Raw genomic sequence first — 24,793 nt, 5'->3', positions numbered from 1 at the left:
TACCCCTATTCACAATTTTTGCTTAGCGACTTTCCATTCCTTATGAAACCTCTGATTCAAGCGCTTGTTGGTACCTGGTTTATTTGTAGTACAAGCTTCCCAATGTGGCTAAAGGGCGACAAAACCAATCCCACCTTTACCTATGCAATCTCCGACCAAAAAAGGGAAACCAACGTCTTGCTGGACACAGTAAAGTACCAGCAGAAGGGAGAATTAAAAACGCTCACGGGGTTGGATTATCAGGTAAAAGCCGATTCGTCGGCTTTCGTTTGGCGTGGTAAGGGATTATTAGGTTTGGTACGTAGTAAGTGGAACGTGGTGTTACAGGACCCCGATGGCCAATGGGCAGTTATCTGGTTCTCCAAAACCCTGTTTACACCCGAGGGCGTCGATATCATCAGCCGCACACCCCAGCTTCCTGAAAAAACGCTCAACCACATCAAGTCGTTAATGGCCGACAAGCCGCAACTGGCTAAGCATTTGATAGGTGTTCGCGATTTGCCGGTGCGATAAAATTTAGCCATAACTCCCTCCCATGAACTACACCAGAATGCCGATTGAAATTGAATCGCCGGAAGAAATTGGTTATTCTACGATTCAGTACAATCTGGCCGAAAGCTCGGTGCGCGACATTCACCTGAACAACCTGAATCTCAACCTCAATGACTTGCTTTTGTGCTATGGTCATCACCAGGGGCATCCTGATTTACTTGCTAGTATTGCCAGCGAGAGCACGGTTCTAAAGCCAGCCGATGTGCTGGTGTGTAGCGGTGCGGCTACTGCTTTATTCATTGTAGCCACTACCCTGCTCAGTGAGAACGACCATCTGGTTGTGGTGCGGCCAAACTACGGCACTAATCTGGAAACACCACGGGCCATCAACTGCGCCATGAGCATCATCGACCTGACGTTTGAGGAAGGTTTTTCCCTGAATATCGATCTGATACAGAAGGCCATTCAACCCAACACCCGGCTCATCAGCATTACAAATCCGCACAACCCCACAGGAACGGTTATGTCGGAGGCTATTTTGAATGAACTCGTTAAACTGGCCGAAGCATACAATTGCTACCTACTCGTTGATGAAACCTACCGTTATCTGAACTTTCAAACACCTCTTGCTCCGTATCTGGCAGAGAAAAGTAAGAATGTGATTTCGGTTAGTTCACTGTCGAAGGCGTTTGGCGTTCCGGGTATTCGGATTGGCTGGATCATCTGTCAGGATGCAAGCCTAATGCATCAGTTTCTGGCGGCTAAGGAACAGATCATGATCACCAATTCGGTGGTGGATGAGCAGATTGCGCTTCACATTTTACAGAACCAGGGCAACCTTCTGTCCCAGGCTCACCAGCACATTCGCACTAATTTCGCCATTGTCCAGACCTTCTTCGCCCAAAGTCCATATCTCGACTGGGTAGAGCCAACGGCCGGTGTTGTTTGTTTCCCGCGGCTTAAAGCAGGCTTTCGACTCAACACCGAAGCGTTTTACAAATCCCTGTATGCAAACTATCAGACCCTTGTGGGACCGGGTCACTGGTTCGAGCAAGACAAAATCTACATGCGTATCGGCTTCGGCTATCCTACTGCGGATGAACTCACAACTGGCTTACAAAATTTGGAACGCTGTTTAGGGGAGCATTTGAGCAACGGGAAATGACTAATTGATAATGTATAATGGATAATGCGCACAGCTCATCACCCATTATACATTATACATTATACATTATACACTACTCATTATCAATTAGTCATTAGTTACTGCCCCTGCATTTCATACTGATAAATCCATTCGGATACCGTAGCCATTGCACCCGACGTAGCCTTATCATCCTTAATATCCTTCGATAACAGAACCAGCACGTACTGACGGCCATCGGGTAAAATAACTAGGCCCGAATCGTGCCGGACACCCACGATCGAGCCCGTTTTATGAGCCACTTTCACCGTTTTCGGCAGTTTAGCGGGAATTGCGTCATTGAATTTCTGCTCCAGTAAGGTCGCAATCATGGCCTTCGAAGCCTCGGGACTTACTGCCTGACCAGTGGCAATCTTGTCGAAAATTAGCATGAGGTCATAGGCAGTGGTGGAGTTATTAAGCCCTTTGGCGAAGGCTTTTGAATCTTCTACGCCCCGCCGAACCTGAATATCTTTGGCCCCCAGATCGCGCATGGTTTGCGTTACGTTCGGTCCACCCACGCGTTCAATAATCAAATTCGTCGCCAGATTACTGCTGACGGTAATCATATCGTAGACTAAAGAAGCCAGCGTTCGTTTGGTCCCAATCTGTTTATACGTAATTGAATCGCTGTCCGATGAAACCGGCAATGTATACGGACTGCCATCAACAATGCTTTTAAACTCGGTCTTGATCAGTATTGAATCCGACAATGACAGTTTGCCCTGCGCCTGTTGTTTATAGACTTCAATCATAACCGGTGTTTTCATGGTACTGGCCGCATGAAATACGTCCCGTTCCCGAATGAGCAGCTCTTTACCCGTAGCCAAATCCTTAAAGGCGACCGCAAAGATGCCCGTCTGCCTGCTTAGTTCAGTCTCAATTTTCTGGCGTAATTCGGGGAGTGTTTGGCGGGACTGAGCAGTTGCAGATAGCCTGATGGCCAATAAACAACTAAGCGCTACAGCCAGATAGCTGGCTTTGAAATTCAGATACGTCATACGTTCAGGTTGTATAGATAAGCCTAGTAGGGGCCAAAATTTAGTCAATTAGGCGCATTTCATCAGTACACCTACCCATCGTGTTACGCCTTTTTTTGTGTAGTATTAAGGATTAAACACAGTGGCAACGGAGGTCAACACAAAGGTGACAGAGAAATATCCTCCGTTTTCTCTGTGTTAACCTCTGTTTCTCTGTGTTTAACCAAAAAATAACAACCTGATAATTAAGAAGTTTCAATGGATTTTTCGACTTACAAAAAAAGTACGGCCTCTGTATGGGCAGGTGAAACCGAACCCATTGCCGATGGGGCTGTTACAACGCCAATTGTACGAAGTGTGGCGTTTGCCTATCATGATCTGGATGAATGGCACAAGGTAGCAACGGGACAAGCGGATGGTTATATCTATAGCCGAAACACGAATCCCACCGTACATGTGCTCGAAGAAAAAATCCGAATTCTGGAAGGTGCCGAAGCTGCCACCTCGTTCGCAACGGGCATGGGGGCCATCAGTAATACCTTGTTTGCGCTACTGGGGCCAGGAAAACGGGTCGTTTCACTCAATGATACCTACGGTGGCTCAAGCCGGCTCTTTCTGGATTTTCTACCCCGTTATCAGGTAAACGTCACGCTTTGTGATACCACCGATTTCGACCAGCTAGAAGCCGAAATTGCCAAAGGTTGCGACGTACTCTACCTCGAAACACCCACCAATCCAACTCTCAAAATTGTCGATATAAAACGGCTGGCAGCAGCCGCTAAAAAAGTGGGGGCCATTACCATAGTCGACAATACGTTTGCTACACCGATCAACCAAAATCCACTGGCGCTGGGTGCCGATCTGGTTGTTCATAGCGCCACCAAATTCCTCGGCGGCCACTCCGATGCGATGGGTGGTGTACTCTGCGGCACCAAAGAACTGGTGGAAAAAGTATTCCAGTTCCGGGAAATCAACGGGGCCAGTCTGCAAGCCGATCCGGCGTATATGATTGCTCGTGGGATGAAAACGCTGGAGCTGCGAATCGAGCGACAGAATGCGTCGGCTCTGACAATTGCGAAGTACCTGAAAGCACACGCCAAAGTCAGTGATGTGTTTTATCCAGGCCTCGAAACCCATCCTGGCCATGCTATTGCAAAAGCGCAGATGTCGGGGTTTGGTGGCATTATGAGCTTTTCCCTGAATGGCGGCTACGAGCACGTGAAGAAATTCCTGCCGAAACTTCAGTTTGTTCACTTAGCCGCCAGCCTTGGCTCGGTAAGTACACTGGCGGGCCCACCCAGAACGACCAGCCACGTTGAACTTACCGAAGAACAGCGCAAACAGCTTGGCATTCCCGAAAGCCTGATTCGATATTCGGTCGGTATCGAAAACGTGGAGGATTTGCTGACGGATCTGGATACGGCGTTGGCTTCATTGTAGTCCATGAAATACCTCTATAACCTATGAAACAACTCTCATCACTACTACTTGGCATCCTGCTGCTGGCCAATCTCCAGGGCAATGCCCAACCTGGTAAACCCTCCGACCTGGCTACGCAACGGCTGGAACAGGAACTGGAACGTATTGCGAAACTAGCCAAGGGCAAAGTCGGCATTTGTGCGCTACACCTCGAATCCGGCAAGCAAATCAGCTTGAATGTACAGGATCGGTTTCCGATGGCCAGTACCATTAAAGTAGCCATTGCTGTACAGCTCTTTACGCTGATTGAGCAAGGCAAACTGTCGTTGATGACGATGGTTGATTTACAACCGTCCGATCTGCATCCGGGCAGTGGCACGCTGGACGTTCTTTTCGCAAAACCCGGTGTGCAACTATCCGTTCAGAACCTGCTTGAGCTAATGATGGTCATTAGCGATAACTCGGCAACAGATATTCTGCTTCGTCTGGTAGGTGGCACCGAGGCCGTTCAGAATCGGGTGAAAGCACTTGGTATTAAAGGCATGTCTGTTGACCGAACGATCATCCAACTCCTGGCGGATCTCGATGGGATTACCCTCCCTCCCTCCAGCCAATGGACACTTGGCTTTTATGCCAAACTGGATAGTGCCACTACCCCCGAAATGAAACGGGCTGCGGCCGTCAAAATCAAAACCGACCCACGCGATACCTCAACGCCCGACGCAATGGTTAATTTACTGGCACAAATTTATCGGGGTACGGCGCTCAAACCCGAAAGTCGGGCACTGTTGTTGGGCGTCATGGAACGCTGCCGAGGTGGAGCCGCCCGACTTAAAGGCTATTTGCCACCAAACACCGTTATTGCCCATAAAACGGGTTCACTGGATGGAAGTGCCACCGACGACGTAGGCATTATCACCTTGCCGGGCGATGCGGGCCATATTGCCATTGCTGTTTTTGTGGGCGACTCACCCATGCCGCTAGCCGAACGGGAACAAACCATTGCCCATACGGCCCGTTCCATTTACGATTACTTTTTGTACCAGCCTGTTACCATGCCCACCTCGTCACGATAAGAAACTGTCTGAAAATTAATTTTTTACTAGCCTAAAACCCCTAAATCCCCTGAAGGGGACTTAGGGGTTTTATATATCTACCAAGACTCCATTACCACACCCGGCTAGCCATTAGGTTAATGAACACGTTCAGTACAAAGGCAAGGCCGAACGATATAGTAATTGAAAACGAGGGCAGCAAAAATGCCTGCAAAAAGAGAAAGGTCGTGAACCCAAGTAGGCCAATCACCAGGCCTCGCAACGTTGAGATGGTAGCATTGCTACCCTGAAGCGAATGCGAGAAAATAGCGAGAATGGACGTCAAAATTGGGAAAGGAGTTAAAATACCGCTCCAATTTGGCCCCAGAATGCTGGCTAAGCCGGTAATGACCAGTACAAATAACGTTGCCACAACCATTCGGATGAGAATGTCGAATGGTAAGCGCCGGGCACTGGTCGACTGTTCTTTGGGAACCGGGAAAAACCGCAGCGCTACCAGCACTGAACCAATGACCAGGACGTAACTCAACGATAAATTCAGCTGTAAATAATTAACAACTACTGCCGTAATCGTATAGATTACATACGATAACACAAGGGTAGGTAACCAGCTTAGTTTCTGGGAAAGAGTTGAGTAGCTGAAACAAAAGCTGATTAACGCCAGAATCCCAGTCATGGTACCCTGAATCGACTGAATACCGAACGCCTTACCCTGTTCAGCAATAAAGAACAGGAGAATAGGCCCGGCAACCCACGGCATACTCCCAATCAATCCCCCTATTTTATTTCCCCACTTCCGAATTGCCAGGGTAACCAGTGCAATGACCGCCGGAATGAGAGTTATTTTAAGAAGAAGAAGGTTCATGTGTTTTTGATTATTACCGTTCGCAAGGCCGTTGCTTACAAAGTATTTGCCTGGAACTCCCCAGGTCAATTAGCGATAATGTGGGGAGCGTTTGACTTACGGTTAGAATTTTTACCGAATTTATTCTGGCTATCGTAGGCCAGACCAAGGCCCACGCTGGAGAGTTTGTTTTCATCGGCGATGGCTGCGTTCGGAAAAAGTCGTTTAAATTCGGCCTGAATGGAATGGACTTCGGTTGAGCCACCCGTTAGAATAACCAGATCGATGGCCTCTTTTTGAACACCAGCCTCCCGTAGGCACTGCCGGGCTGAGTCGGCTATTTTCTCAACCTCACTCTGAATAGATCGTTCAAACAGGTCGCGTTTGATCGGCACAAAAAAGTCGTCCTCAATGAAATCAAGCAGGGCTTTATAGTCATCCAGATCACTAAGGGCAATTTTAGCGCCTTCGGCAGCGGCCAAAAGCGTGTGCCCGGTTTCCTCTTCAAGCACTTTCAACAGTCGTTTGTACCGTGCTTTATCATGCGACTGATGGAGCAACTGCCGAACTTGCATAATCACTTTCGGGGTGTACAAAAAGTTGACTTTACTCCATTCGGCCAGGTCATGAAACGGTTTTAACGGAACTTCCAGATTTTTCTCACCGTACGTACTCCGGTAGCCCAGTTCAGGCATAATGGCCGCCAGACTCAACTCTTTATCAAAATCATTTCCCCCAACCCGAATCCCGGTATTTGCTAAAATATCCGAAGACCGGTCTGCCTTATGGATATATTGATTCGAGAGCTTGATCACCGTAAAATCCGACGTTCCACCACCCAAATCGGCGACGATGGCCAGTTTTTCTCCACTCAGTTGTGCTTCGTGCGCAAAGGCTGCCGCAATAGGTTCAAACTGAAATTCGATATGTTTGAAGCCAATCCGCTGGGCAATGGTCTGTAATTCGGCCTGTGCCTGCGTATCGGCGCCGGGGTTATTATCCACAAAATGCACGGGGCGCCCCATGACCACATGTTCCAGTTCCTGGCCGGCAACCGAATCGGCTTTATCTTTAACATGCTTCAAAAAGGACGCAATAATCGTGGCGAAATTCATGGAAGCGCCATTCACCAGGGTGCCCTGCTTCATGAGCGAAGTCCCTAAAACCCGCTTTAAACTGCGCATGAATCGCCCTTCCTGCCGATCGAAGAACAAATTGACGGCTACCCGGCCATAGAAGGCTTTGTTATTGCTTCGCTGAAAGAAAATAGCACTAGGGATAGTTACCGACTCGTTTTCAACAGGCACAAGGCTGATTTCGCCTTTATTATCAATAGCAACGCTGGTATTTGATGTACCAAAGTCGATTCCGCAAGAAATTGTTGTCATCCCCAAATGCCCGTTTTTTAGTAGAAAAAGGGCGCAAATTTACACTTAAAACCTGGTTTATGACCGCTGGTTTTGATGATTGTTACGATTAATCATGATCTTTCGTTGGAATGTGGTGTCAGCTATAAGTAGCTGACACCACATTCCAACGAAAGATCATGGAGCAACAAAACAGGATGATAGCACTCCCCTACGAAGAAAATCATTACCTTAAGGCAAACTACCTGCCTCTTATGAAAACGTATTTATCTGGCCGATTCTGGTCAATAGGGTTATTGACCGCGTTTCTTTCGCTCAGCCTGATAGCATCGGTGTTTGCGCAGCAACCTCCCTACGATCTTCCCAAAAGCAAGTATGGTCTTCCGGTTGTCAATGATGTGGAGATTTACAAGAAAATTATAGCCACTGATCCCGATAATGAACTGGTGGATATGCGCCAGATTCTGCCCAATGCTCAATTCGATGTTACGTATGCGAAAACCACGAATTTTCTGAAACGAAAACTGTACCCCTCCGAAGATGTGTTCATGCGGAAGCCTGCCGCCCTGGCCATTCGCCAGGCGAGTGAAAACCTGAAAAAACAGGGATTTGGGTTATTGCTATTCGATGGCTACCGGCCTTATGCCATCACGGTACTTTTCTACGAAGAGCACGGCGACACCACCTTTGTCGCCGATCCTCGAAAAGGCTCCAAACACAATCGGGGCATGGCCATTGATCTGTCGCTTTTTGACCTGAAAACCGGAAAACGACTGTCGATGCCTTCCGACTACGACGAATCGACCCCACGCGCTTATCATAGCTACATGGATTCGGACAGTGCCTCGCTGGCTCACCGAGCCATTTTACGGTCGGCTATGGAGCAGGTTGGTTTTGCCATTTTCCCCTGGGAATGGTGGCACTATGATTTTAAAGGCTGGGAAAGCTGCTTCACCTACGATTTATCCCACGCAGCCATCCGGCAGGCTAATAAGACCTTACGCAAGGCGAAGACGAAGTAATAGGCGCTGGTTATCCATATGAAGTTGGTGACTCACACGTGAGTGAAGTCGGTTTCTTTAAACCTATCTTAGCCTTCGTTCGGTTTTTAGAAACCTCACATCGTCAGTTGTAAGCAACTGACAACACATTTACGCATTTGGGTAGGAGTTGGGGTTTCCCGATAGCCAGATTGTCTGGCAATGGGTGTTATCTTCGCTTCGTCAATGCACTGCCCAAACCTTACCCCGTTTCTGTATGAAGTCTATTTATCAAATCGCTGCGGCTCTGTTGCTACTCTCACTGAAAAGCTATGCTCAAACAACGATTCCGATTGAAACCGCTAACTATGCACTGGTACTCCAAACCGACAAAAATAACTACCTGAGCATGGTCCATTTCGGCAAAAAGCTGAGCCAGACTGCTGATTATAAAGACATTGCCGGTAGCTTTAAATTTCCGGATGACAACAGTGGGATTTACAACAATGCCTACACCCCGGCAGGCACCTGGAATTTATCAGAGCCAGCCATTCAGGTTACGCATGCCGACGGCAACCCGTCGCTGGACTTAAAGTACCTGAGCCACCAAACGGTTAAGCCCGATGCCAACACAACCCTAACCACCGTGCAGGTACAGGACCCCGTTTATAAACTGACGGTTACGCTGTTTTATAAAACATGGAATCAGGAAAATGTAATCGAACAATGGGTCGAAATCACGAACCAGGAAAAGGGACCGGTGGTATTGCAGAAATATGCCTCGGCCAATTTGTTCCTGTCGAATAAGGACTTTTATCTCACCAGCTTTCAGGGCGAATACCTGAAAGAAATGCAGCCGCAGGAAGAAAAGCTTACCCAGGGCATCCGTACCCTCGATAGTAAGTTAGGCACACGGGCTATGCTACTGGGCACCCCCAATTTCATGGTTTCATTTGGCCAGCCCGCGCAGGAAACTAATGGCATGGTGCTACTGGGCCAACTGGCCTGGAGTGGCAACTACAAACTTGATTTTGAAGTTGACTCCTACAAAAACCTTCGTCTGATTGCGGGTATCAACCCGTATGCCTCAGCGTATACGCTGGCTGCCGGAAAAACGTTTAAAACCCCCTCGCTCCTCTACACGCTTTCGGATAACGGAACCGGGCAGGCTAGTCGCCAGTTGCAACGATGGGCCCGGAAATACCGGGTGCTCGATGGCGAGGGCGACCGGCTTACCTTACTCAATAACTGGGAGGCCACGTATTTTGATTTCGACGAACCAAAACTGTCGGGGCTGTTTACTGATGCGAAAAATTTAGGCGTCGACATGTTTCTGCTCGACGACGGCTGGTTCGGCAACAAGTATCCCCGTAATAATGATAAAGCCGGTTTGGGCGATTGGCAGGAGAACGTAAAAAAGCTGCCTCACGGCCTCGGCTATCTGGTTAAAGAAGCGAAAACAGCGGGCGTAAAATTCGGTATCTGGATTGAACCTGAAATGGTGAACCCCAAAAGCGAATTGTACGAAAAACACCCGGACTGGGTGATTCGGCAGCCCGAGCGTCCCGAAAAATACTACCGAAATCAATTGGTTCTTGACTTGGCCAATCCGCAGGTGCAGGATTTTGTTTTCGGTATCGTGGATGGGTTATTCACCAAAAATCCGGAACTGGCCTTTATTAAGTGGGACTGTAATGCGGTTATTTACAATGCGTATTCGGCCTGGCTGAACAAAAACAAACTCCCGCAATCGCATCTGTACGTCGAATACGTGAATGGCCTGTATAGTGTATTGCAACGTATTCGGGCCAAGTACCCTAAAGTACCCATGATGCTCTGCTCCGGCGGGGGTGGCCGTGGTGATTACGAACTGCTGAAGTACTTTACCGAGTTCTGGCCCAGCGATGACACCGAACCTATTGAACGTATCTTCCTGCAGTGGAACTACTCCTATTTCTTCCCGTCCATCACTACCGATTGTCACGTAACGGATTGGGGCAAACAACCGATTAAGTTCCGGGTCGATGTAGCCAGTATGGGGAAACTTGGCTTTGATATTGTGGTAGGGCATCTTACCCCCAACGATCTGGCGTTTTGCCAGCAGGCTCTAAAAAACTATACTGGCTTCAAAGACGTCGTCTGGCACGGCGATCAATATCGACTGGCCAGCCCCTACGAAAATCCGGTTGCCTCGGTAGCGTACGTTAGTGACGATAAAAACAGCGCCATTATGTTCACTTACCTGCACACCAATCGGGTTATGCAGTCAGCTACCGAGCGCCCTATTAAGTTAGCAGGTTTGGAGGCCAACAAGCGCTATAGTGTTAAGGAGATCAATCTATATCCGGGTACGAAGTCAACGCTTGAGGAGGGTAAAGTGTATAGCGGCTCCTTCCTAATGAACGTCGGCATTAATCCTGACGTGAATTCCCGCCGGGCCAGTGTGGTACTTCAGCTAACGAAAGCGGAGTAGTCTTGACCTAAAGCCCATTCAGGGCAGGGCCGTTAAGTTCTGAGTTTTACTTAATCAGCCTCTTTTATTGGCTTATTTTACCCCCCAACCCCCTGAAGGGGGAGTACTCCGAAGTGGATTTCCTCCCCCTTCAGGGGGTTGGGGGGTAAATGCTATTACTACCGGAGTCAGCTACTTATAGCTGACTCCACTCAAAAAGAGATCGTTTACTCCTTCAGGCTTTTCAGGTACGCAATGCTTTTGGGCATTTGTTCGTACTCCTTGTTGCTCTCATCCTCAATGTAATAATGCTTCACTCCTGCTTTTTTGGCCAGGCGTATAATTTCTGGAATGTTCACCTGACCGTCGCCGAGGGTTACGTCGTTTTCGGGAGGAGTACCGCCAGTCAAATCGCCTTTCACGCCTTTTTTGAGGTCTTTCAAGTGCAGGAGTTTATAGCGACTTCCATACTTTTTCAACAGGGCAACTGGGTCAGCGCCACCGTGTTGCGTCCACAAAATATCCATCTCGAACGAAACGTATTCGGGATTGGTATTCTTGACAATGTAATCGTAAAGCGTACCATCTTCATAAGGATGGAACTCATAGCCGTGATTATGGTAGCAGAATGTGATCCCATTCTCTTTCATCGTTTTACCGATCCGGTTAAAATCCTCAACGGCTTTCTTTGCATTCTCCAGGTTAAAATTCGCCTTTTGGTGAGGAATCCACGCGCACATGATAAAGGAAGCTCCCAGAGCTTTTGCTTTATTAATGGCGTCCATTGGATCTTTAGCCAGTTGTTCGTAGCCCCCTCCCGTTGCCGAAATTTTAATACCTCGCTCGTCGCATAGCTTTTTAAATTCCGCTTCGGTCATTCCTTTAGGCGCTCCGCCCTCCATATCGGTAATGCCTAAGGCTTTGATCGTATCCAGCGTAGCAATAACGCTCTTGGGGAAGCTATTTCGGTAGGTGTACGACTCAACACCGATTGGAAATGTGTACAGCTTGCCTTTCTGCGCAAAACTGTCTGATACACCAAGTAATGAAATCGTTGCCAGGCTCAACGCAACAAGGTTTTTTTTCATGGTTATAGGTTTTTCTTTTTTAATTCACTTACAGCAAAATTGGCCATGAGGTTCAGCGTCAAGTATTGAAACGCAGAGTTGGTCTATAAGACAGGGCTGGTCTTATTTTTACTTAGTTGTACCCGCACAATTCACTCACACATGCGTTAGTGCATATCCATCTAACCAAAACGCCATCCTCAGCGTTGAGGATGGCGTTTTTAAAGTCAAGGAAATTGGTACTACCGAATTGGATCGCCGATACGCTTGGGACGCTGGGTCTGCGTAATTACATACGGTACACAAACTTCAACCGGGCAACCGCATACGGTTGGTAACAGGAATACGGTCACATCTGTATAACAACCCGATGAGTTGTATACCCGAACCGTGTAAAACTGAGTTACTGACGGATTAGGGAGTGCAGTGGCAATCGTTCCAGTTGCAGGAATTAACTGGGGTGGTCCTGAGAGTGAAGCTGTGGGGTCAAAAGTTGCACCCAGGGAGTACTGATAAGTATGCAGCGGATTGAAATTACTGACCACCAGCTTCCCATTGTTTTGTGGGCTATTACCCAGGCAGGTGGACCCAATAGCAACAGTCTGATAGGCGGGCAGTGTATCCTCTTCTACGATGAAAGGGCAACAGGAGAAATCCGGGCATAACCCACTGACATTATCCACCCCCAAACTGTAACTACCCGGCCCGGTCACTACCAATACATTGCTGGTCTGACCCTGAATAAGTACTCCATCTCTATACCAGCGATAGCTGGCGCGTCCTGCCGGCACCGTCAACGTATATTCATCACCAAGACATAGTTTAACCGGTATAGATGTACAGGCTTTAACGGTATCGCCAGGAATCGTAATTATGTTGTAGAGAATACCTGTAGAATCCACACGAACCTGGAAAGTCAGGGTCAGGCTCTGACCAGCTGCAATGAACGGCACAGTCCATAAACTGATGGGTTGACCACTTACAAATGATGTACCCACGGGTACCGTAGCTGAGCCCGTCACGTAGGTTGTCCCCGTACTGAGCGAATCCCGTACCGTTGTCGTGGCTGACGTTGACCCCGAGTTAGTCAATACTACACTATAGGTCAGTAAATCGCCGACTTCTGCTTTCGAAATATCGACAAACGTCTGCACGGAAAGAGAAGGGTTGGTAGGACTAACCACCGGAAAGAAACCCGCACCAGCGCTGGTATAGCTCTGTCCTGCTGTTAGCGTCACGGGACCAGTAACCGTAGAACCTGTGGCCAAATAGCCAGTTGGTGTAGTAAAACTGACGGAATAGGGAACACCTAGAGTCAGTCCTGTAAAACTGTAGATGCCTGATGGACTGGTCGTTGTAGATGTAACTGGAGAGCTGGCACCATCCAGTAGCGTAACTTCTACCCCGGCAATAGGGGTGTCTCCTCCATCCTGCACACCGTTAGTATTAGTATCCGTAAAGACCACGCCACCCAGGCTGGCTGGCGCTACTGTACAGGAAGCGGGAGCCGTATAGGTCACGCTAACCGTTTGACTGGCATAATTCACGGTCAGGGTATGACTGGATGTTCCCGAGGTGAGTCCTGTCAGGCTAAAAGGCACCGATGTATCTCCGGTGTTGACGGCAACAGTCGTTGACGCCAGACCATCCGTAAGCGTGGCAGTACCGGCCAGGGCACCTGTTAATGAAACAATGCCTGAAATGGAATATTGATTCGTAGCCGGGACGCAGGAGCCAGCCACCACACTCAGCGACAAAGCCGGAATTGTTACCAGGTTGTTACTTAGGGAAATTGCCCCCCCAACCGATAAACCCCTGCCTTCAAGCGATGCGCCTGTCAATAAGCTGATGGCTCCATTAGCCAGTATAGTTCCTCTGAAGAAGGAATTAATTCCTACATCGACGGCTCCGTCGACCTGGAAATACACATTATCGAAGGAAGCCCCATTCGTTAGACTGATACTTGAATTTGTGGCTGTGGTTAACGCGCTGCTCAATTTTATAATATAGACGCCTGCTCCATTTAAGACCAGTGTTCCATTTAGTGTAGTCGGGTTGGCGGTATTCTGACAGGAAACCCCCGGCGTAAGCGTTTGACCTGCTAATTCGGGGAGTAGTATGGTTGTACAGGCAGCCGAGTTCAAAGAATTGTACGCCGTTGTTACATCGGTAGCAGCCTGGTTTGCTTCTGTACTGCCCGGCAAGCGAATGTTGCCCAATACAGTACCTGGACCTGGAATGGGTGTTGCCACTGACAACCCGGTAAAGGCCCCTACATTGGTGCCAACATCACCGGTCACCACAGAAGCCCCTACGTTGGTAAAGGCTCCATTGGCGGTAAAAAGCGCAAAATTGGAAGCCGTTCCTAAGTTAGGTGCCTGCCCAAAACCTATGGTCGAAGAAGCTATAAGAGTAACAAATGATAGAATAAGAAAATATTTTTTTCCCATCTTAATTTATCAGTTAAAAATATAGTTATTAAATTGATTGATATTGAATATTTAACATAACAATATGTTATCCAAAAACTTAATCAGACAGCTCTAGCCATAAAGCATTAGCATTTAACACCCAAAAAGTAGCTTAAGTGAGAACAGGGAAGTCTGAATTTGGCAGAGGAATCTCTGAAAAAATGTAGCCGATTAGTGGTAGAAAATAGGATACCGCAACGCTTTCAAACGAAAAAAGTGGCATCAACGCTTCACCTCAACTAGCTCTATACTAGACTATTAACTAAAACTAAATACCAATAGCAGGTAATTTATCCCATCATCAGGCCAAGCGTTTTGCTACTCTTCTCCTGGCTAGCACTCCTTAGGCCAGTCTGAAAAATACGTTAAACTAAACCCTATAGTATTATCGGCAAATCTTCATTTTGGCAAACTAGTACGGCTCTACTAGTTCCTAATTCTGTCAATTATAATCGTGCCAATAAAACCTACTCGTTACATAAGGCCATCTTGAACTCCCCTATTTTTACAATACAGCCAATACCTATCCCTGATTTCTGCAAGTAAAAAGGCCAGAGCCACGTGATCAAGGGTCCTACTGAACGGAGTAAAACCTTGATGAACGTGCAAGTCTCTCCTTAAAACAGACTGAGTAGATTTAAGAATTGTCCTTCTCTCTCCGTCATGCAACGAAGGACATTTATTCAGAACACCGGCCTGCTCACAGCAGCCCTGAGTACATCCGGCCCAGACCTGTTAGCCACCGCTAAACCAGCTACCCTGGCGAAAAATAAGCTCCCCAAATGGAAAGGCTTTAACATGCTGGACTTCTTCTCGCCCGACCCAGCCAACAGTCGCCCGGCTACGCAGGAGGATTACTTCAACTGGATGCAGGACTGGGGATTCGACTTTGTCCGGCTCCCAATGGCTTATCCGGCCTATTTGAAATTCGACCGGAGCCGCAACATTACGCCCGACGAAGTCTATCAAATTGACGTGCAAGCCGTTGACCGAATCGATGCATTGGTAGCGATGGCCCATAAGCACAACCTGCACGTTAGTCTGAACCTGCACCGGGCACCGGGCTACTGCGTTAACGCAGGCTTTCATGAGCCGTACAATCTCTGGACTGATCAGGCCGCGCTCGATGCATTCTGCTTTCACTGGAACATGTGGGCCAAGCGCTATAAGAACGTGTCATCCCAAAAGATCAGCTTCGATTTATTGAATGAGCCCAGTATGCGGGTCGACATGAACGATCAACATTCTAAACACAGTACCGTTCCGGGTGATGTGTATCGAAAAGTGGCCCTGGCGGCTTCGGAAGCTATCTGGAAGGAAAACAAAACACACCTGATTATCGCTGACGGCAACGATACGGGTTCATCGGTGATACCAGCCATCGCCGATCTGAACATCGCCCAAAGCTGCCGGGGCTATAATCCGGGCATCATTTCGCATTACAAAGCGCCCTGGGCAAACAAAGATCCAGATCACCTGCCCGAACCCAAATGGCCAGGACAGGTAGGTGATAAGTACCTGAGCCGGGCCATGCTCGAAACCTTCTACCAACCCTGGATTGAATTAGTGAACAAAGGCGTTGGTGTACACTGTGGCGAATGCGGTTGCTGGAATAAAACCCCGCATGCTGTTTTCCTGGCCTGGTTTAAAGACGTATTGGATATTCTGTCCAGCAACGGAATAGGCTTTGCGCTCTGGGAATTTGTTGGTTCGTTTGGCATCCTGGACTCGGGCCGCACCGACGTGGCATACGAAGATTGGTACGGCCACAAACTAGATAGAAAATTGCTGAATTTGATGCTGAAGGCCTGAGAGGTTACTTTTGTCATCGCTATTTTTCCGTATATTCATGGCAAAAACAACGGTTCTTATGCAGGCAGCCGAGCTCAAAATTCATGTTGTCAAAGAGATTGCAGAATTGTCCGACGAGCAATTTATGCAGGTATATGACGATCTCATCCGTTTGCTCCATCCCCCTGTACGAACACCACGTTTCGGTAGCGCAAAAGGATTAGTTACATTCATGGCCGATGATTTTGACGCGCCATTGGATGACTTTAAGGAGTATATGCCGTGAACTTATTATTAGATACGCACACCCTTATTTGGTATCTGGAAGGCAATCAGGAATTAAGCCAAACATGTCAAAACCTGATCGAAGAACGAAGCAATACCAACTTTGTGAGTATTGCTTCGTTCTGGGAAATCGCTATTAAATTAAGCATTGGTGGTAAGCTCGAATTATCCAAGCCTTTTGAGCACCTCAATCAACTTGTTTGGGAAAACAATATTACAGTATTACCGATCCGCTTCGACCATACCGTCATTGTCAGGTCATTGCCTTTTCATCATAAAGATCCTTTTGATCGGATAATCATTACCCAATCCATAGTTGATGATATGCCTGTACTTAGTCGGGACAGCTATTTTGATGCCTACCCTATTCGTAGGCTTTGGTAATAACACGCATCTTTCTATCAAACTAACTCACCCACCAACTGCTCTTTTTGAATCGTTTGCCGATTTAACCGCCGGTTGTATAAATCCGTACTCTGGTTTGAATTGTCAAGGGCTGCCGCAGTAGCGCGATCTCCAATTGTTGATACCTTGGTTTCAAACGCCATTTCCTGACGTAAATAATCCGTAGTTTGCTTAAGTTGGGCCGCTTCCTCCACTAACTGGATAGTCAGGTGACGAGTATAAGCTTCATTACCCGAAGCTTCCAGTAACTGGCCGAATTGCTTCGAAAAATCACCGTGCGAATACGTTACCGTACCTTTATCAACGGATAGCTGAACCTGCCGGTACGATTGGGATACGAAATACTGAAGTTGGTTTGAATTACTCATAACTATAAATATCTGTGGTTTTGTTGACGACAATTTTGGAATAATGTTACAATAAATTGCAAAAAATAGTTTTAACTAATTTCATAGTAGTACATTTTAGACCTTTGGCAAAAAATCTCGTAAAATGAATTTAGCAGAATTCACAATCTAATATTTGCTTTTTTCTAGTTTGACGTTACGGAAAAAAGGCTGCATTTTACAAATCTCCTATTATGATTCGTTTCACCATGCGACGTTTTTTTTTACTCATTTGCTTACTTGAATGTGCCTTTCTGTCGGCTAGTGCTCAACTAGATACGATCAACACGGCCAATCTAAAATTGAACGTAGCTGCCTTTCGGGAAGCGAAACGTACATATGCCGTCTTTTTTGAAGATAGCACTGGCAAACGCCTTTCGTCGGCGGATCTATGGGACCGAACCATTCACTTGTCCTCATCACCCACCGGTCAGAAAATCTATCAATTTGATTGGCAGTGGTATCAGAAGGACTCCTTGCTGGCCCACGTTACGGCCACAGGTCTGCTCCCGTCGCTGGCCCCACTGACCCATGAGGCTACCTACACGAAGCGAGGGCAGCGAAATTTTGTCTTTACCGGCACTACCGTCACAATCCCAACCGCTAGTCGACGAACGGCTAAAGACAGTGCATTCAGTGTGGTCATGAATCCGCCCGCGTTTGAGTTTCCGATGGATCTGGAAATCCTTCCACTGTTGCCATTCAAAAAAGTGGGGCAAGAATTTGCCATTGCGTTTTACGAACCCGGTAGCCCAGCGGCCAATTATTACCGGCTCACCGTAACTGGCAAAGAAGATGTGGTGGTTGGCGGTAACGCTTCCATCAATTGCTGGCTTCTGAAAATCAACTACGGTCAGCCGGATGTGTTTGCTACCTTCTGGATTTCAGACAAGAATCGGGAGGTTGTAAAAATGAGGGAGTATTTCCGGGGTCGCTACCGCTACAAGGTCAAATTGTATTGACGCCCTGATCAGGTAAGTAGATAAACCCCACATTCCCGTTTGCCGAATAGATACGTTTGTTTGGTCATGCCCTTAACCATTACCCTACTCGGCATTCTGGTTCTGATTGCCCTCATTTCTGTTGTTCGACTACATACCTTTCTGGCCTTTCTGGCGGTTTCGATGGGCGTTGGATTGGCGCTTGGTCTGAAACCATTAGCCATTGTCGACGCCATCCAGAAAGGCATCGGCAGTACCCTGGGCTCCATCACTGCCATTATTGCGTTAGGTGCCATGCTGGGTAAGCTGGTTGCGCACAGTGGAGCAGCTCAGCGCATTGCGGTCAACATGATGGACTTAGTAGGCACCCGGCACGCCCGATGGGCTTTTCTGGTAACGGGTTTCATTGTCGGACTACCGCTGTTTTATTCGGTGGGATTTATGCTGCTGGCTCCGTTGGTCATTACGGTGGCCTATCGGTATAAGCTGCCCGCCCTGTACATCGGATTGCCCATGCTGGCCTCGCTATCGGTTACGCAGGGTTATTTGCCACCCCACCCCGCCCCGCTGGCCATTCTGAAACAGTTCAACGCCAATATGGGTCTGACTCTTTTCTACGGCATCATTGTGTCTATTCCGGCCATCCTGATTTCCGGCGCGTTGTTTGGCTCTACGCTAAAACGCTATACAACCTTACCTAACCCAGCCTTCATAGCCCCCGATTTGCTAGAAGAGCAAATGCCCTCAGCCAGCGTAAGTTTTCTGACGGTACTACTTCCCATTCTGTTGATTGGCCTGAGTACCTTGATTAGTCCCTACTTACCTGCCAATTCAGTTAGCCAGCAAGTTCTTCTGTTCGTAGGCGAGCCCGTTGTCAGTATGTTTTTTGCGGTATTAGTAGCCATGGTCACGCTGGGTATTAACCGAGGAAAGTCGATGCCGGAGGTTACGGCACTCTTGGGCGAGGCTGTGAAAGATGTGGCAATGCTTTTCCTGATTTTTGGCGGAGCCGGTGCCCTGAAACAAGTGCTGACGGATGGTGGGGTCAACCAATCCATTGCCGACATGATGCACGATTCGTCCGTTCACCCCTATATACTAGCCTGGGGTATGGCTGCGCTCATACGCGTATGCGTGGGTTCATCGACCGTATCAGGTATTACCACAGCTGGGTTCGTAGCCCCTTTATTGGCCAGTACAGGTGTGGAACCCAATTTAATGGTGCTGAGCATTGGGGCCGGAAGTATGATGTTCTCGCACGTTAACGACACCGGCTTCTGGCTGTTTCGCGAGTATTTCCAACTCTCTATGGCTGATACACTCAAAACCTGGTCCGTGATGGAAACGCTGGTTTCTGTATCGGGACTGGCTGGGGTAATGGTGCTGAGCTGGATACTCTCCTAACTTACCCGTCGTCTATTCGAGACTGCCTCTGGTCAATTAGCTATGACAATTCACCTATGAAATCGGTATAATCCCGTAGATTGATGTAACTTCGAGACGAGTACATGGGTGTACGTAAGCAGGCAGAGCATGAACGTTTCGTTCTATAGTAAACTGAACCAGAGCTGGTTCTTTAGATACAAAATCTACCATCTTCCGTTCTGGTTTGTTTACCATTACCTCTGGTGGATTGTTACGCTAGGCAATCCGGTAAAAGTCTTCTACACGATTGTCGTATTACCCTACGCGCTTAAGTATGGCTTTTATGTCATTTTTCAGGCTATAGCGGTCTACTTCAATTTGTATTTTCTGATTCCGAAGTATCTGGAACAGAACCGATTTACGCTTTACATCAGCTATCTGCTCCTTACAATACTCTGTACAACGTTATGCATTGTTGGCGGGTATTACTTCAGTGCCTATGCAAGTGGCAGAAGCATAGCCGATCTGTTCGGCCAATCGGCCTGCTTCAATTCCTTTTTGAGTAATGCCTTACCCTCGACCGTTGCCAGCACAACCCTGGCCATGAGTATTAAGTTAACCAAGAATTGGATTCAAGCCAGCCAGCGGCAGCAACTGCTGGAAAAGGAAAAACTAGAGACGGAATTGAAATTTCTGAGAAATCAGTTCAATCCACATTTTCTGTTCAATACCATCAATTCCATCTTTTTCCTGATTCATAAAAACCCCGATATGGCGTCGGCATCGCTGGCTAAATTCTCTGAATTGCTCCGGTATCAGCTCTATGAGTGCAACGATCAGCAGATTCCGCTGGGTAAGGAGATTGCTTATGTAGAGAACTTTTTCGAACTGGAAAAGCTCCGGCAGAGCAGCAACGTGGTCATCACCTTCAATCATACCCCAACGTTCACAGATCACTTGGGAATTGCGCCATTTATCCTGATGACCTTCGTAGAGAATGCCTTTAAGCATGTTTCCCGGCATAGTACCAAACCTAACTGGATCACGATCAAGCTTGAATTGGATGGACAGCAACTGGATTTTGTCATTGCAAATAGTGCCTCACCCGATGCGGCTAATGAGGTGGTCAAATACGGTGGAATTGGCTTAACAAATGTTCAGAGACGATTAGATTTACTGTATCCGGGGCAACATGAGCTGGCTATACACCAGGACCCAGATCAGTTTGAGGTAAAACTCCGGCTAACGTTAACCGAACTCGTACAATCGTCAACCCTACAGATAGCCTGACTAATCCCCAATCGTTATGATTAACTGTGTCATTATCGACGATGAACCGTTAGCCCGTGAAGGGCTGGCAAACTACGTACGGGAGGTAGACTTCTTACAGCTTGTCGGAACCTGCGAACATCCACTTGAACTCATTCAGGTATTGGACCGGCAATCCGTGGACCTGATCTTTCTGGATATTCAGATGCCAAAAATGAACGGCATCGACTTTTTAAAAATAACCCAAAGTCCACCTATGGTCGTGATCACAACGGCCTTCCCCAACTTTGCTCTCGAAAGCTTTCAACTAAATGTACTGGATTACCTGTTGAAGCCCATCACCTTTGACCGGTTTATGAAGTCGGCCAGTAAAGCCCGGGATTATCACCGGCTCCTTACGAACTCCATCGCTCCTGATCTTACCCAGACCGAGCAGGATGATGATTATTTCTTTATCAAATGCGGCAGTAAGTATGAGAAAGTCCTTATTGATGATATTCTGTACATAGAGGGCTTGCAGAATTACGTGACCATTTACACACTAAAAGGGAAATACGTAACGATGCTGTACCTGAAAAACCTGGAACAGAACTTAGCCAGCAAGTCGTTTATCCGGGTGCATAAATCCTACATTGTTGCTATAAACAAGATTGAAGGAATTGAAGGCAACGAGATTTTCATCCGAACGCAGCGCATTCCCATAAGCCGAAACTACCGGGAACAGGTCATTAATCAGGTTGTTAAGGACAAGCTCTGGATAAAGTAAGATTTCCTTTCTACAGGTGATTTGTTTATATTCATGGCAAAAACCAGCAACTCATGGAACCTAAATAACACCCACTGCGGGGCCTCGACATTGTTCGTAAACTGGTAGACGTGAAAGAACAGGAACAGAAAAATTTCCAGGAAACCTATCGTTCAGACCCAAGTATTCGGGCAATTTTTGAAGAACTAAAGAAGCGCAATGCCCACCGACGAATTAACACCTAGTTACGAGTTTATATACGCAGGCGGTGAACAAAGCGCGTACTTCTTTTTAACGGAAAACGACATCGCCTATCAGGTAAAGTTTGCCCCTTCTAATTACCTTTTTGCTGCGCATGCCGAATTGCAGATTCAGGCATTTGAGATGAGCATTTCAGTTGCTCAGCCGATACGGTCGGTCGGTTACCAGCAGATCAGCTCATTTCGCCCACTATCGCAGCTATCTTCTTCGATTTTTTTCGAACACGTGAACAAGTTATCGTCTATGTATGCGATACATTCGACAAAAGGCAATCGGTCCGTGCTCGAAAATTCGATGCGTGGTTTTACTCATATAGCCGTGTGCATCTGGCTAAATTGAACAAGATTATTCCAGATGGAGAGCGCTTTACATTTATTTCTATGATCCTTCACGATCAACACCCGTATCGCAATCAGGTAGCAGAAGCATTTTTCGAACTGGGGGAGGAACATAAATGAGTTCGATCGTACTACTTCATAGTGTCTACTTGCTTTTTGCATCATGAATCGGCTACCTATCTGCTATTGTTTTATCCTCCTCTGCTTAGTCACGTCCCACCTGTCCGGCCAAGGCCAGTCAACCGATAAGGGGGATCGGATTACAGGGCCTAATTTTGCCACGCGCAGCCCCATTCTGGCCAGGCATGGAATGGTAGCGACCAGTCATCCACTGGCTACCCAAATTGCACTGGACATTCTGAAACAGGGCGGTACTGCCGTTGATGCAGCTATAGCGGCTAATGCGGCCCTCGGCGTTATTGAACCCAATAACGGAGGCATCGGAGGTGATTTGTTTGCCATTGTCTGGTCGGCAAAAGATCGAAAACTATACGGACTCAACGCCAGCGGACGCTCTCCTAAAGGACTCACTTATGATGCGCTGAAAAAGGTCTTGGGCAATCAACCGCTTCTTCCGCTGTACGGCCCTCTATCGGTTTCGGTACCTGGTGCGGTAGATGGCTGGTTCCAGTTACACCAGCGGTTTGGGAAACTACCGATGCGTAACCTGTTGGCGCCGGGCATTCAGTATGCGCGCGAAGGAGTCCCGGTTCCGCAGGTGATTGCCTATTCCTGGCAAGTAGCCGCCAGGCGGCTGGCCGCAAACGAAACCATCATAAACGAGTTTGGTAACTTCCGAAAAACATTCCTGATCGATGGAAAAGCACCCGAACAGGGGCAGGTATTCCGTAACCCCGATCTGGCTGCGACGTATGAGAAACTAGCGAAAGGCGGGCGTGATGTTTTCTATAAAGGAGACATTGCGGATGCCATCGACCGCTATGCACGCAAAGCGGGCTTATACCTGCGCAAAGCCGACCTGGCAGCTCACCAAAGTTCCTGGATAACACCGATCTCGGTCAACTATCGGGGGTACGACGTTCATGAATTGCCGCCCAATGGTCAGGGAATTTCGGTGTTGCAAATGCTGAATATTGTGGAAGGCTTCGATCTGAAGAGCATGGGCCACAACAGCGCCGATTACCTGCACCTGTTAGTGGAAGCGAAGAAACTAGCATTTGAAGACCGCGCCCGCCATTACGCTGACCCCGACTTTTCCAAAGCCTCTATCGACTGGTTGCTCACCAAGGAATATGCCACTAAACGCCGACAGCTAATTGACCTAAAGAAAGCATCTGAACGCCTGGACGCGGGTGAGCCAGCCCTACGTACCGGCGATACCGTTTACCTGACCGTGGCCGATGATCAGGGCAATATGGTCTCGCTCATTCAAAGTAATATGCTGGAATTTGGCAGTGGCATGGTTCCCGATGGACTGGGTTTCGTTTTCCATAATCGGGGAACCAGTTTCAGTATGCAACTTAATCACGCCAATGTGTACGCACCTGGCAAACGACCGTTCAATACCATCATTCCTGGTTTCGTCACCAAAAATGGCGAGCCATTTTTGAGCTTTGGGGTTATGGGTGGAGCCATGCAGCCGCAGGGTCATTTGCAGGTGTTGTGCAACATCATTGACTTTGGCATGAACGTGCAGGAAGCGGGTGATGCCGCCCGATTCAGCCATTCTGGGAGTAGCGAACCAACCGGAACACAGATGACGGATGGAGGGCGTTTGGCACTGGAAAGTGGAATTTCGACCGAGGTTCGGGCCGCTCTGGAAGCACGGGGGCATCACCTGGCTCCTACCGATTTCTTCGGAGGGTATCAGGCTATCCAGTGGGATGCCGTTAACCGGGTTTACTGGGGAGCAACGGAGATGCGGAAAGATGGGCAAGCTGCTGGTTATTAGGCGCTAAGTCTGTATACTTGGTGTAAATCTGATTTGTCACACATATATGGCTAAGAAACCTGCGATCGCGGATACCAAATCCGTCACTAGCTTTGGTAAGGTATATAACCTGTTCCGGGAAAGTTGGCCAGAGTATGTGATTGAGGTGATCGTCATCATTTTCAGTATTACCATTTCCTTTGCCTTTGATGAGTGGAAAGATAATCGGAGGAAAAAGGAGCTGGAGCAGACGTACCTCAAAGGCCTGTACAGCGACATTGAAACTGATTTAAGCCAGCTTCAGGAAGTTATTTCCGAAACACAGCAGGTTATCCAGAAAGCAAAAAGTCTCTCTGACGTTAATTCACAAGCACCTATTTCTGACTATAACCAATTGGCGAGTACCGTTCGGTTCGTCTTTAAACGTCCCCGTTTTATAGCCGAGGATGCTACCTTCTCGGACTTAAAAAGTACGGGCAATATGCAGGTTATCAGCAGCTTTCCCCTAAAAAAATCGATCTTCGATTACTACAAACAATACGAGACGATTGTACAGGTGGAAACGGCTGAACTGGAAACCACGAATATGGTTGTAGCCCCCTACGTACTCCGGCGATTTCCGCTGGCAGAGAAAGCCAATAACGCGCCTAAAACCAATTGGGCAGCAATTATGGGTGAGGCCGAATTTCAAAATGCGTTACTCATCAGGCGCTCTACGCGCGAAGAACTACTACGCGATTATCAGCAATCTCTCAAGCTAGGAAAAAAGATTCTGGCGCTGATCAAATCAAAAATGAATTAGGGCA

Annotated in this window: 22 protein-coding genes; 16 read left to right on the top strand and 6 right to left on the bottom strand. The window is 47.8% G+C overall.

The genetic code is table 11. From position 1 onward, the window contains the following. Nucleotides 1–42 precede the first annotated feature (42 nt). The gene (locus EXU85_RS07205) at nucleotides 43–513 is read left to right on the top strand and encodes a lipocalin family protein (RefSeq protein WP_142771432.1); all 471 of its coding nucleotides are present in this window, start codon (nucleotides 43–45) and stop codon (nucleotides 511–513) included. A 22-nt stretch (nucleotides 514–535) separates the two neighbouring features. Continuing rightward, nucleotides 536–1,657 (top strand): aminotransferase class I/II-fold pyridoxal phosphate-dependent enzyme, encoded by a 1,122-nt coding sequence (locus tag EXU85_RS07200; protein WP_142771431.1) that lies wholly within the window; start codon nucleotides 536–538, stop codon nucleotides 1,655–1,657. A 98-nt stretch (nucleotides 1,658–1,755) separates the two neighbouring features. On the opposite strand, the gene EXU85_RS07195 is transcribed toward EXU85_RS07200, so the two are convergent. Continuing rightward, entirely contained in the window at nucleotides 1,756–2,676 is a 921-nt protein-coding gene (locus tag EXU85_RS07195) for a serine hydrolase (protein ID WP_142771430.1), read from the bottom strand. Nucleotides 2,677–2,913: 237 nt separating this feature from the next. Here EXU85_RS07195 and EXU85_RS07190 point away from each other — a divergent pair, with 237 nt between their 5' ends. Continuing rightward, complete coding sequence (locus EXU85_RS07190; RefSeq protein WP_142771429.1) at nucleotides 2,914–4,095, top strand: cystathionine gamma-synthase family protein; 1,182 nt, start codon at nucleotides 2,914–2,916, stop codon at nucleotides 4,093–4,095. Nucleotides 4,096–4,118: 23 nt separating this feature from the next. Further along, nucleotides 4,119–5,150 (top strand): class A beta-lactamase, encoded by a 1,032-nt coding sequence (gene bla / locus EXU85_RS07185; RefSeq protein WP_142771428.1) that lies wholly within the window; start codon nucleotides 4,119–4,121, stop codon nucleotides 5,148–5,150. A 91-nt stretch (nucleotides 5,151–5,241) separates the two neighbouring features. Here the strand turns inward: bla and EXU85_RS07180 are convergent, their stop codons facing one another. Beyond that, nucleotides 5,242–5,994: a hypothetical protein gene (locus EXU85_RS07180; protein WP_142771427.1), complete on the bottom strand. Its 753-nt coding sequence runs from the start codon at nucleotides 5,992–5,994 to the stop codon at nucleotides 5,242–5,244. Between the two features lie 65 nt (nucleotides 5,995–6,059). Continuing rightward, a complete protein-coding gene (locus EXU85_RS07175) occupies nucleotides 6,060–7,361 on the bottom strand; it encodes an Hsp70 family protein (RefSeq protein WP_142771426.1) in 1,302 nt (433 codons plus the stop codon). Between the two features lie 233 nt (nucleotides 7,362–7,594). Between EXU85_RS07175 and EXU85_RS07170 the strand changes: the two genes are divergently transcribed. Together EXU85_RS07170 and EXU85_RS07165 are read left to right on the top strand one after the other, a co-directional pair. Continuing rightward, on the top strand, nucleotides 7,595–8,362 hold the full coding sequence (locus EXU85_RS07170; protein WP_168207755.1) for a M15 family metallopeptidase: 768 nt from the start codon (nucleotides 7,595–7,597) through the stop codon (nucleotides 8,360–8,362). Between the two features lie 235 nt (nucleotides 8,363–8,597). Further along, nucleotides 8,598–10,793, top strand: coding sequence for an alpha-galactosidase (locus tag EXU85_RS07165; RefSeq protein ID WP_142771424.1), 2,196 nt, complete (start codon nucleotides 8,598–8,600; stop codon nucleotides 10,791–10,793). Between the two features lie 206 nt (nucleotides 10,794–10,999). Here the strand turns inward: EXU85_RS07165 and EXU85_RS07160 are convergent, their stop codons facing one another. Continuing rightward, the gene (locus EXU85_RS07160; protein ID WP_142771423.1) at nucleotides 11,000–11,860 is read right to left on the bottom strand and encodes a sugar phosphate isomerase/epimerase; all 861 of its coding nucleotides are present in this window, start codon (nucleotides 11,858–11,860) and stop codon (nucleotides 11,000–11,002) included. Between the two features lie 221 nt (nucleotides 11,861–12,081). Next, a complete protein-coding gene (locus EXU85_RS07155; protein ID WP_142771422.1) occupies nucleotides 12,082–14,289 on the bottom strand; it encodes an ice-binding family protein in 2,208 nt (735 codons plus the stop codon). 684 nt (nucleotides 14,290–14,973) lie between these two features. Between EXU85_RS07155 and EXU85_RS07150 the strand changes: the two genes are divergently transcribed. Genes EXU85_RS07150 through EXU85_RS07140 form a run of 3 tightly spaced genes read left to right on the top strand, consistent with a single transcriptional unit; the run spans nucleotide 14,974 to nucleotide 16,770 of the window. After that, entirely contained in the window at nucleotides 14,974–16,122 is a 1,149-nt protein-coding gene (locus EXU85_RS07150; RefSeq protein WP_142771421.1) for a glycoside hydrolase family 5 protein, read from the top strand. A gap of 58 nt (nucleotides 16,123–16,180) precedes the next feature. Continuing rightward, nucleotides 16,181–16,387 carry a DUF2281 domain-containing protein gene (locus EXU85_RS07145; RefSeq protein ID WP_210422451.1) on the top strand — a complete coding sequence of 69 codons (207 nt, stop codon included), beginning with the start codon at nucleotides 16,181–16,183 and terminating at the stop codon, nucleotides 16,385–16,387. Continuing rightward, on the top strand, nucleotides 16,384–16,770 hold the full coding sequence (locus EXU85_RS07140) for a type II toxin-antitoxin system VapC family toxin (protein ID WP_142771419.1): 387 nt from the start codon (nucleotides 16,384–16,386) through the stop codon (nucleotides 16,768–16,770). Before EXU85_RS07145 ends, EXU85_RS07140 begins: the two co-directional genes overlap by 4 nt. 17 nt (nucleotides 16,771–16,787) lie before the next feature. Here the strand turns inward: EXU85_RS07140 and EXU85_RS07135 are convergent, their stop codons facing one another. After that, the gene (locus tag EXU85_RS07135) at nucleotides 16,788–17,159 is read right to left on the bottom strand and encodes a hypothetical protein (RefSeq protein WP_142771418.1); all 372 of its coding nucleotides are present in this window, start codon (nucleotides 17,157–17,159) and stop codon (nucleotides 16,788–16,790) included. 227 nt (nucleotides 17,160–17,386) lie between these two features. Between EXU85_RS07135 and EXU85_RS07130 the strand changes: the two genes are divergently transcribed. The 7 genes from EXU85_RS07130 (at nucleotide 17,387) to EXU85_RS07100 (ending at nucleotide 24,789) form a co-directional block, all read left to right on the top strand. Beyond that, nucleotides 17,387–18,139 (top strand): hypothetical protein, encoded by a 753-nt coding sequence (locus tag EXU85_RS07130; RefSeq protein ID WP_142771417.1) that lies wholly within the window; start codon nucleotides 17,387–17,389, stop codon nucleotides 18,137–18,139. Nucleotides 18,140–18,205: 66 nt separating this feature from the next. Further along, entirely contained in the window at nucleotides 18,206–19,522 is a 1,317-nt protein-coding gene (locus EXU85_RS07125) for a gluconate:H+ symporter (protein ID WP_142771416.1), read from the top strand. Between the two features lie 129 nt (nucleotides 19,523–19,651). Continuing rightward, on the top strand, nucleotides 19,652–20,773 hold the full coding sequence (locus tag EXU85_RS07120; RefSeq protein ID WP_142771415.1) for a sensor histidine kinase: 1,122 nt from the start codon (nucleotides 19,652–19,654) through the stop codon (nucleotides 20,771–20,773). Between the two features lie 16 nt (nucleotides 20,774–20,789). After that, complete coding sequence (locus tag EXU85_RS07115; protein ID WP_142771414.1) at nucleotides 20,790–21,518, top strand: LytTR family DNA-binding domain-containing protein; 729 nt, start codon at nucleotides 20,790–20,792, stop codon at nucleotides 21,516–21,518. A gap of 419 nt (nucleotides 21,519–21,937) precedes the next feature. Continuing rightward, on the top strand, nucleotides 21,938–22,216 hold the full coding sequence (locus EXU85_RS36125) for a DUF6169 family protein (RefSeq protein ID WP_371732042.1): 279 nt from the start codon (nucleotides 21,938–21,940) through the stop codon (nucleotides 22,214–22,216). 43 nt (nucleotides 22,217–22,259) lie between these two features. Next, nucleotides 22,260–24,008, top strand: a complete 1,749-nt coding sequence (gene ggt / locus EXU85_RS07105; protein WP_142771412.1) for a gamma-glutamyltransferase — start codon at nucleotides 22,260–22,262, stop codon at nucleotides 24,006–24,008. 46 nt (nucleotides 24,009–24,054) lie between these two features. Continuing rightward, entirely contained in the window at nucleotides 24,055–24,789 is a 735-nt protein-coding gene (locus EXU85_RS07100) for a hypothetical protein (protein ID WP_142771411.1), read from the top strand. The last annotated feature ends 4 nt before the right edge of the window (nucleotides 24,790–24,793 follow it).

Origin of the sequence: Spirosoma sp. KCTC 42546, from assembly GCF_006965485.1 — a bacterium.
In the GTDB taxonomy this organism is placed as follows: domain Bacteria; phylum Bacteroidota; class Bacteroidia; order Cytophagales; family Spirosomataceae; genus Spirosoma.
This window is presented reverse-complemented; position numbering and strand designations above follow the sequence as displayed.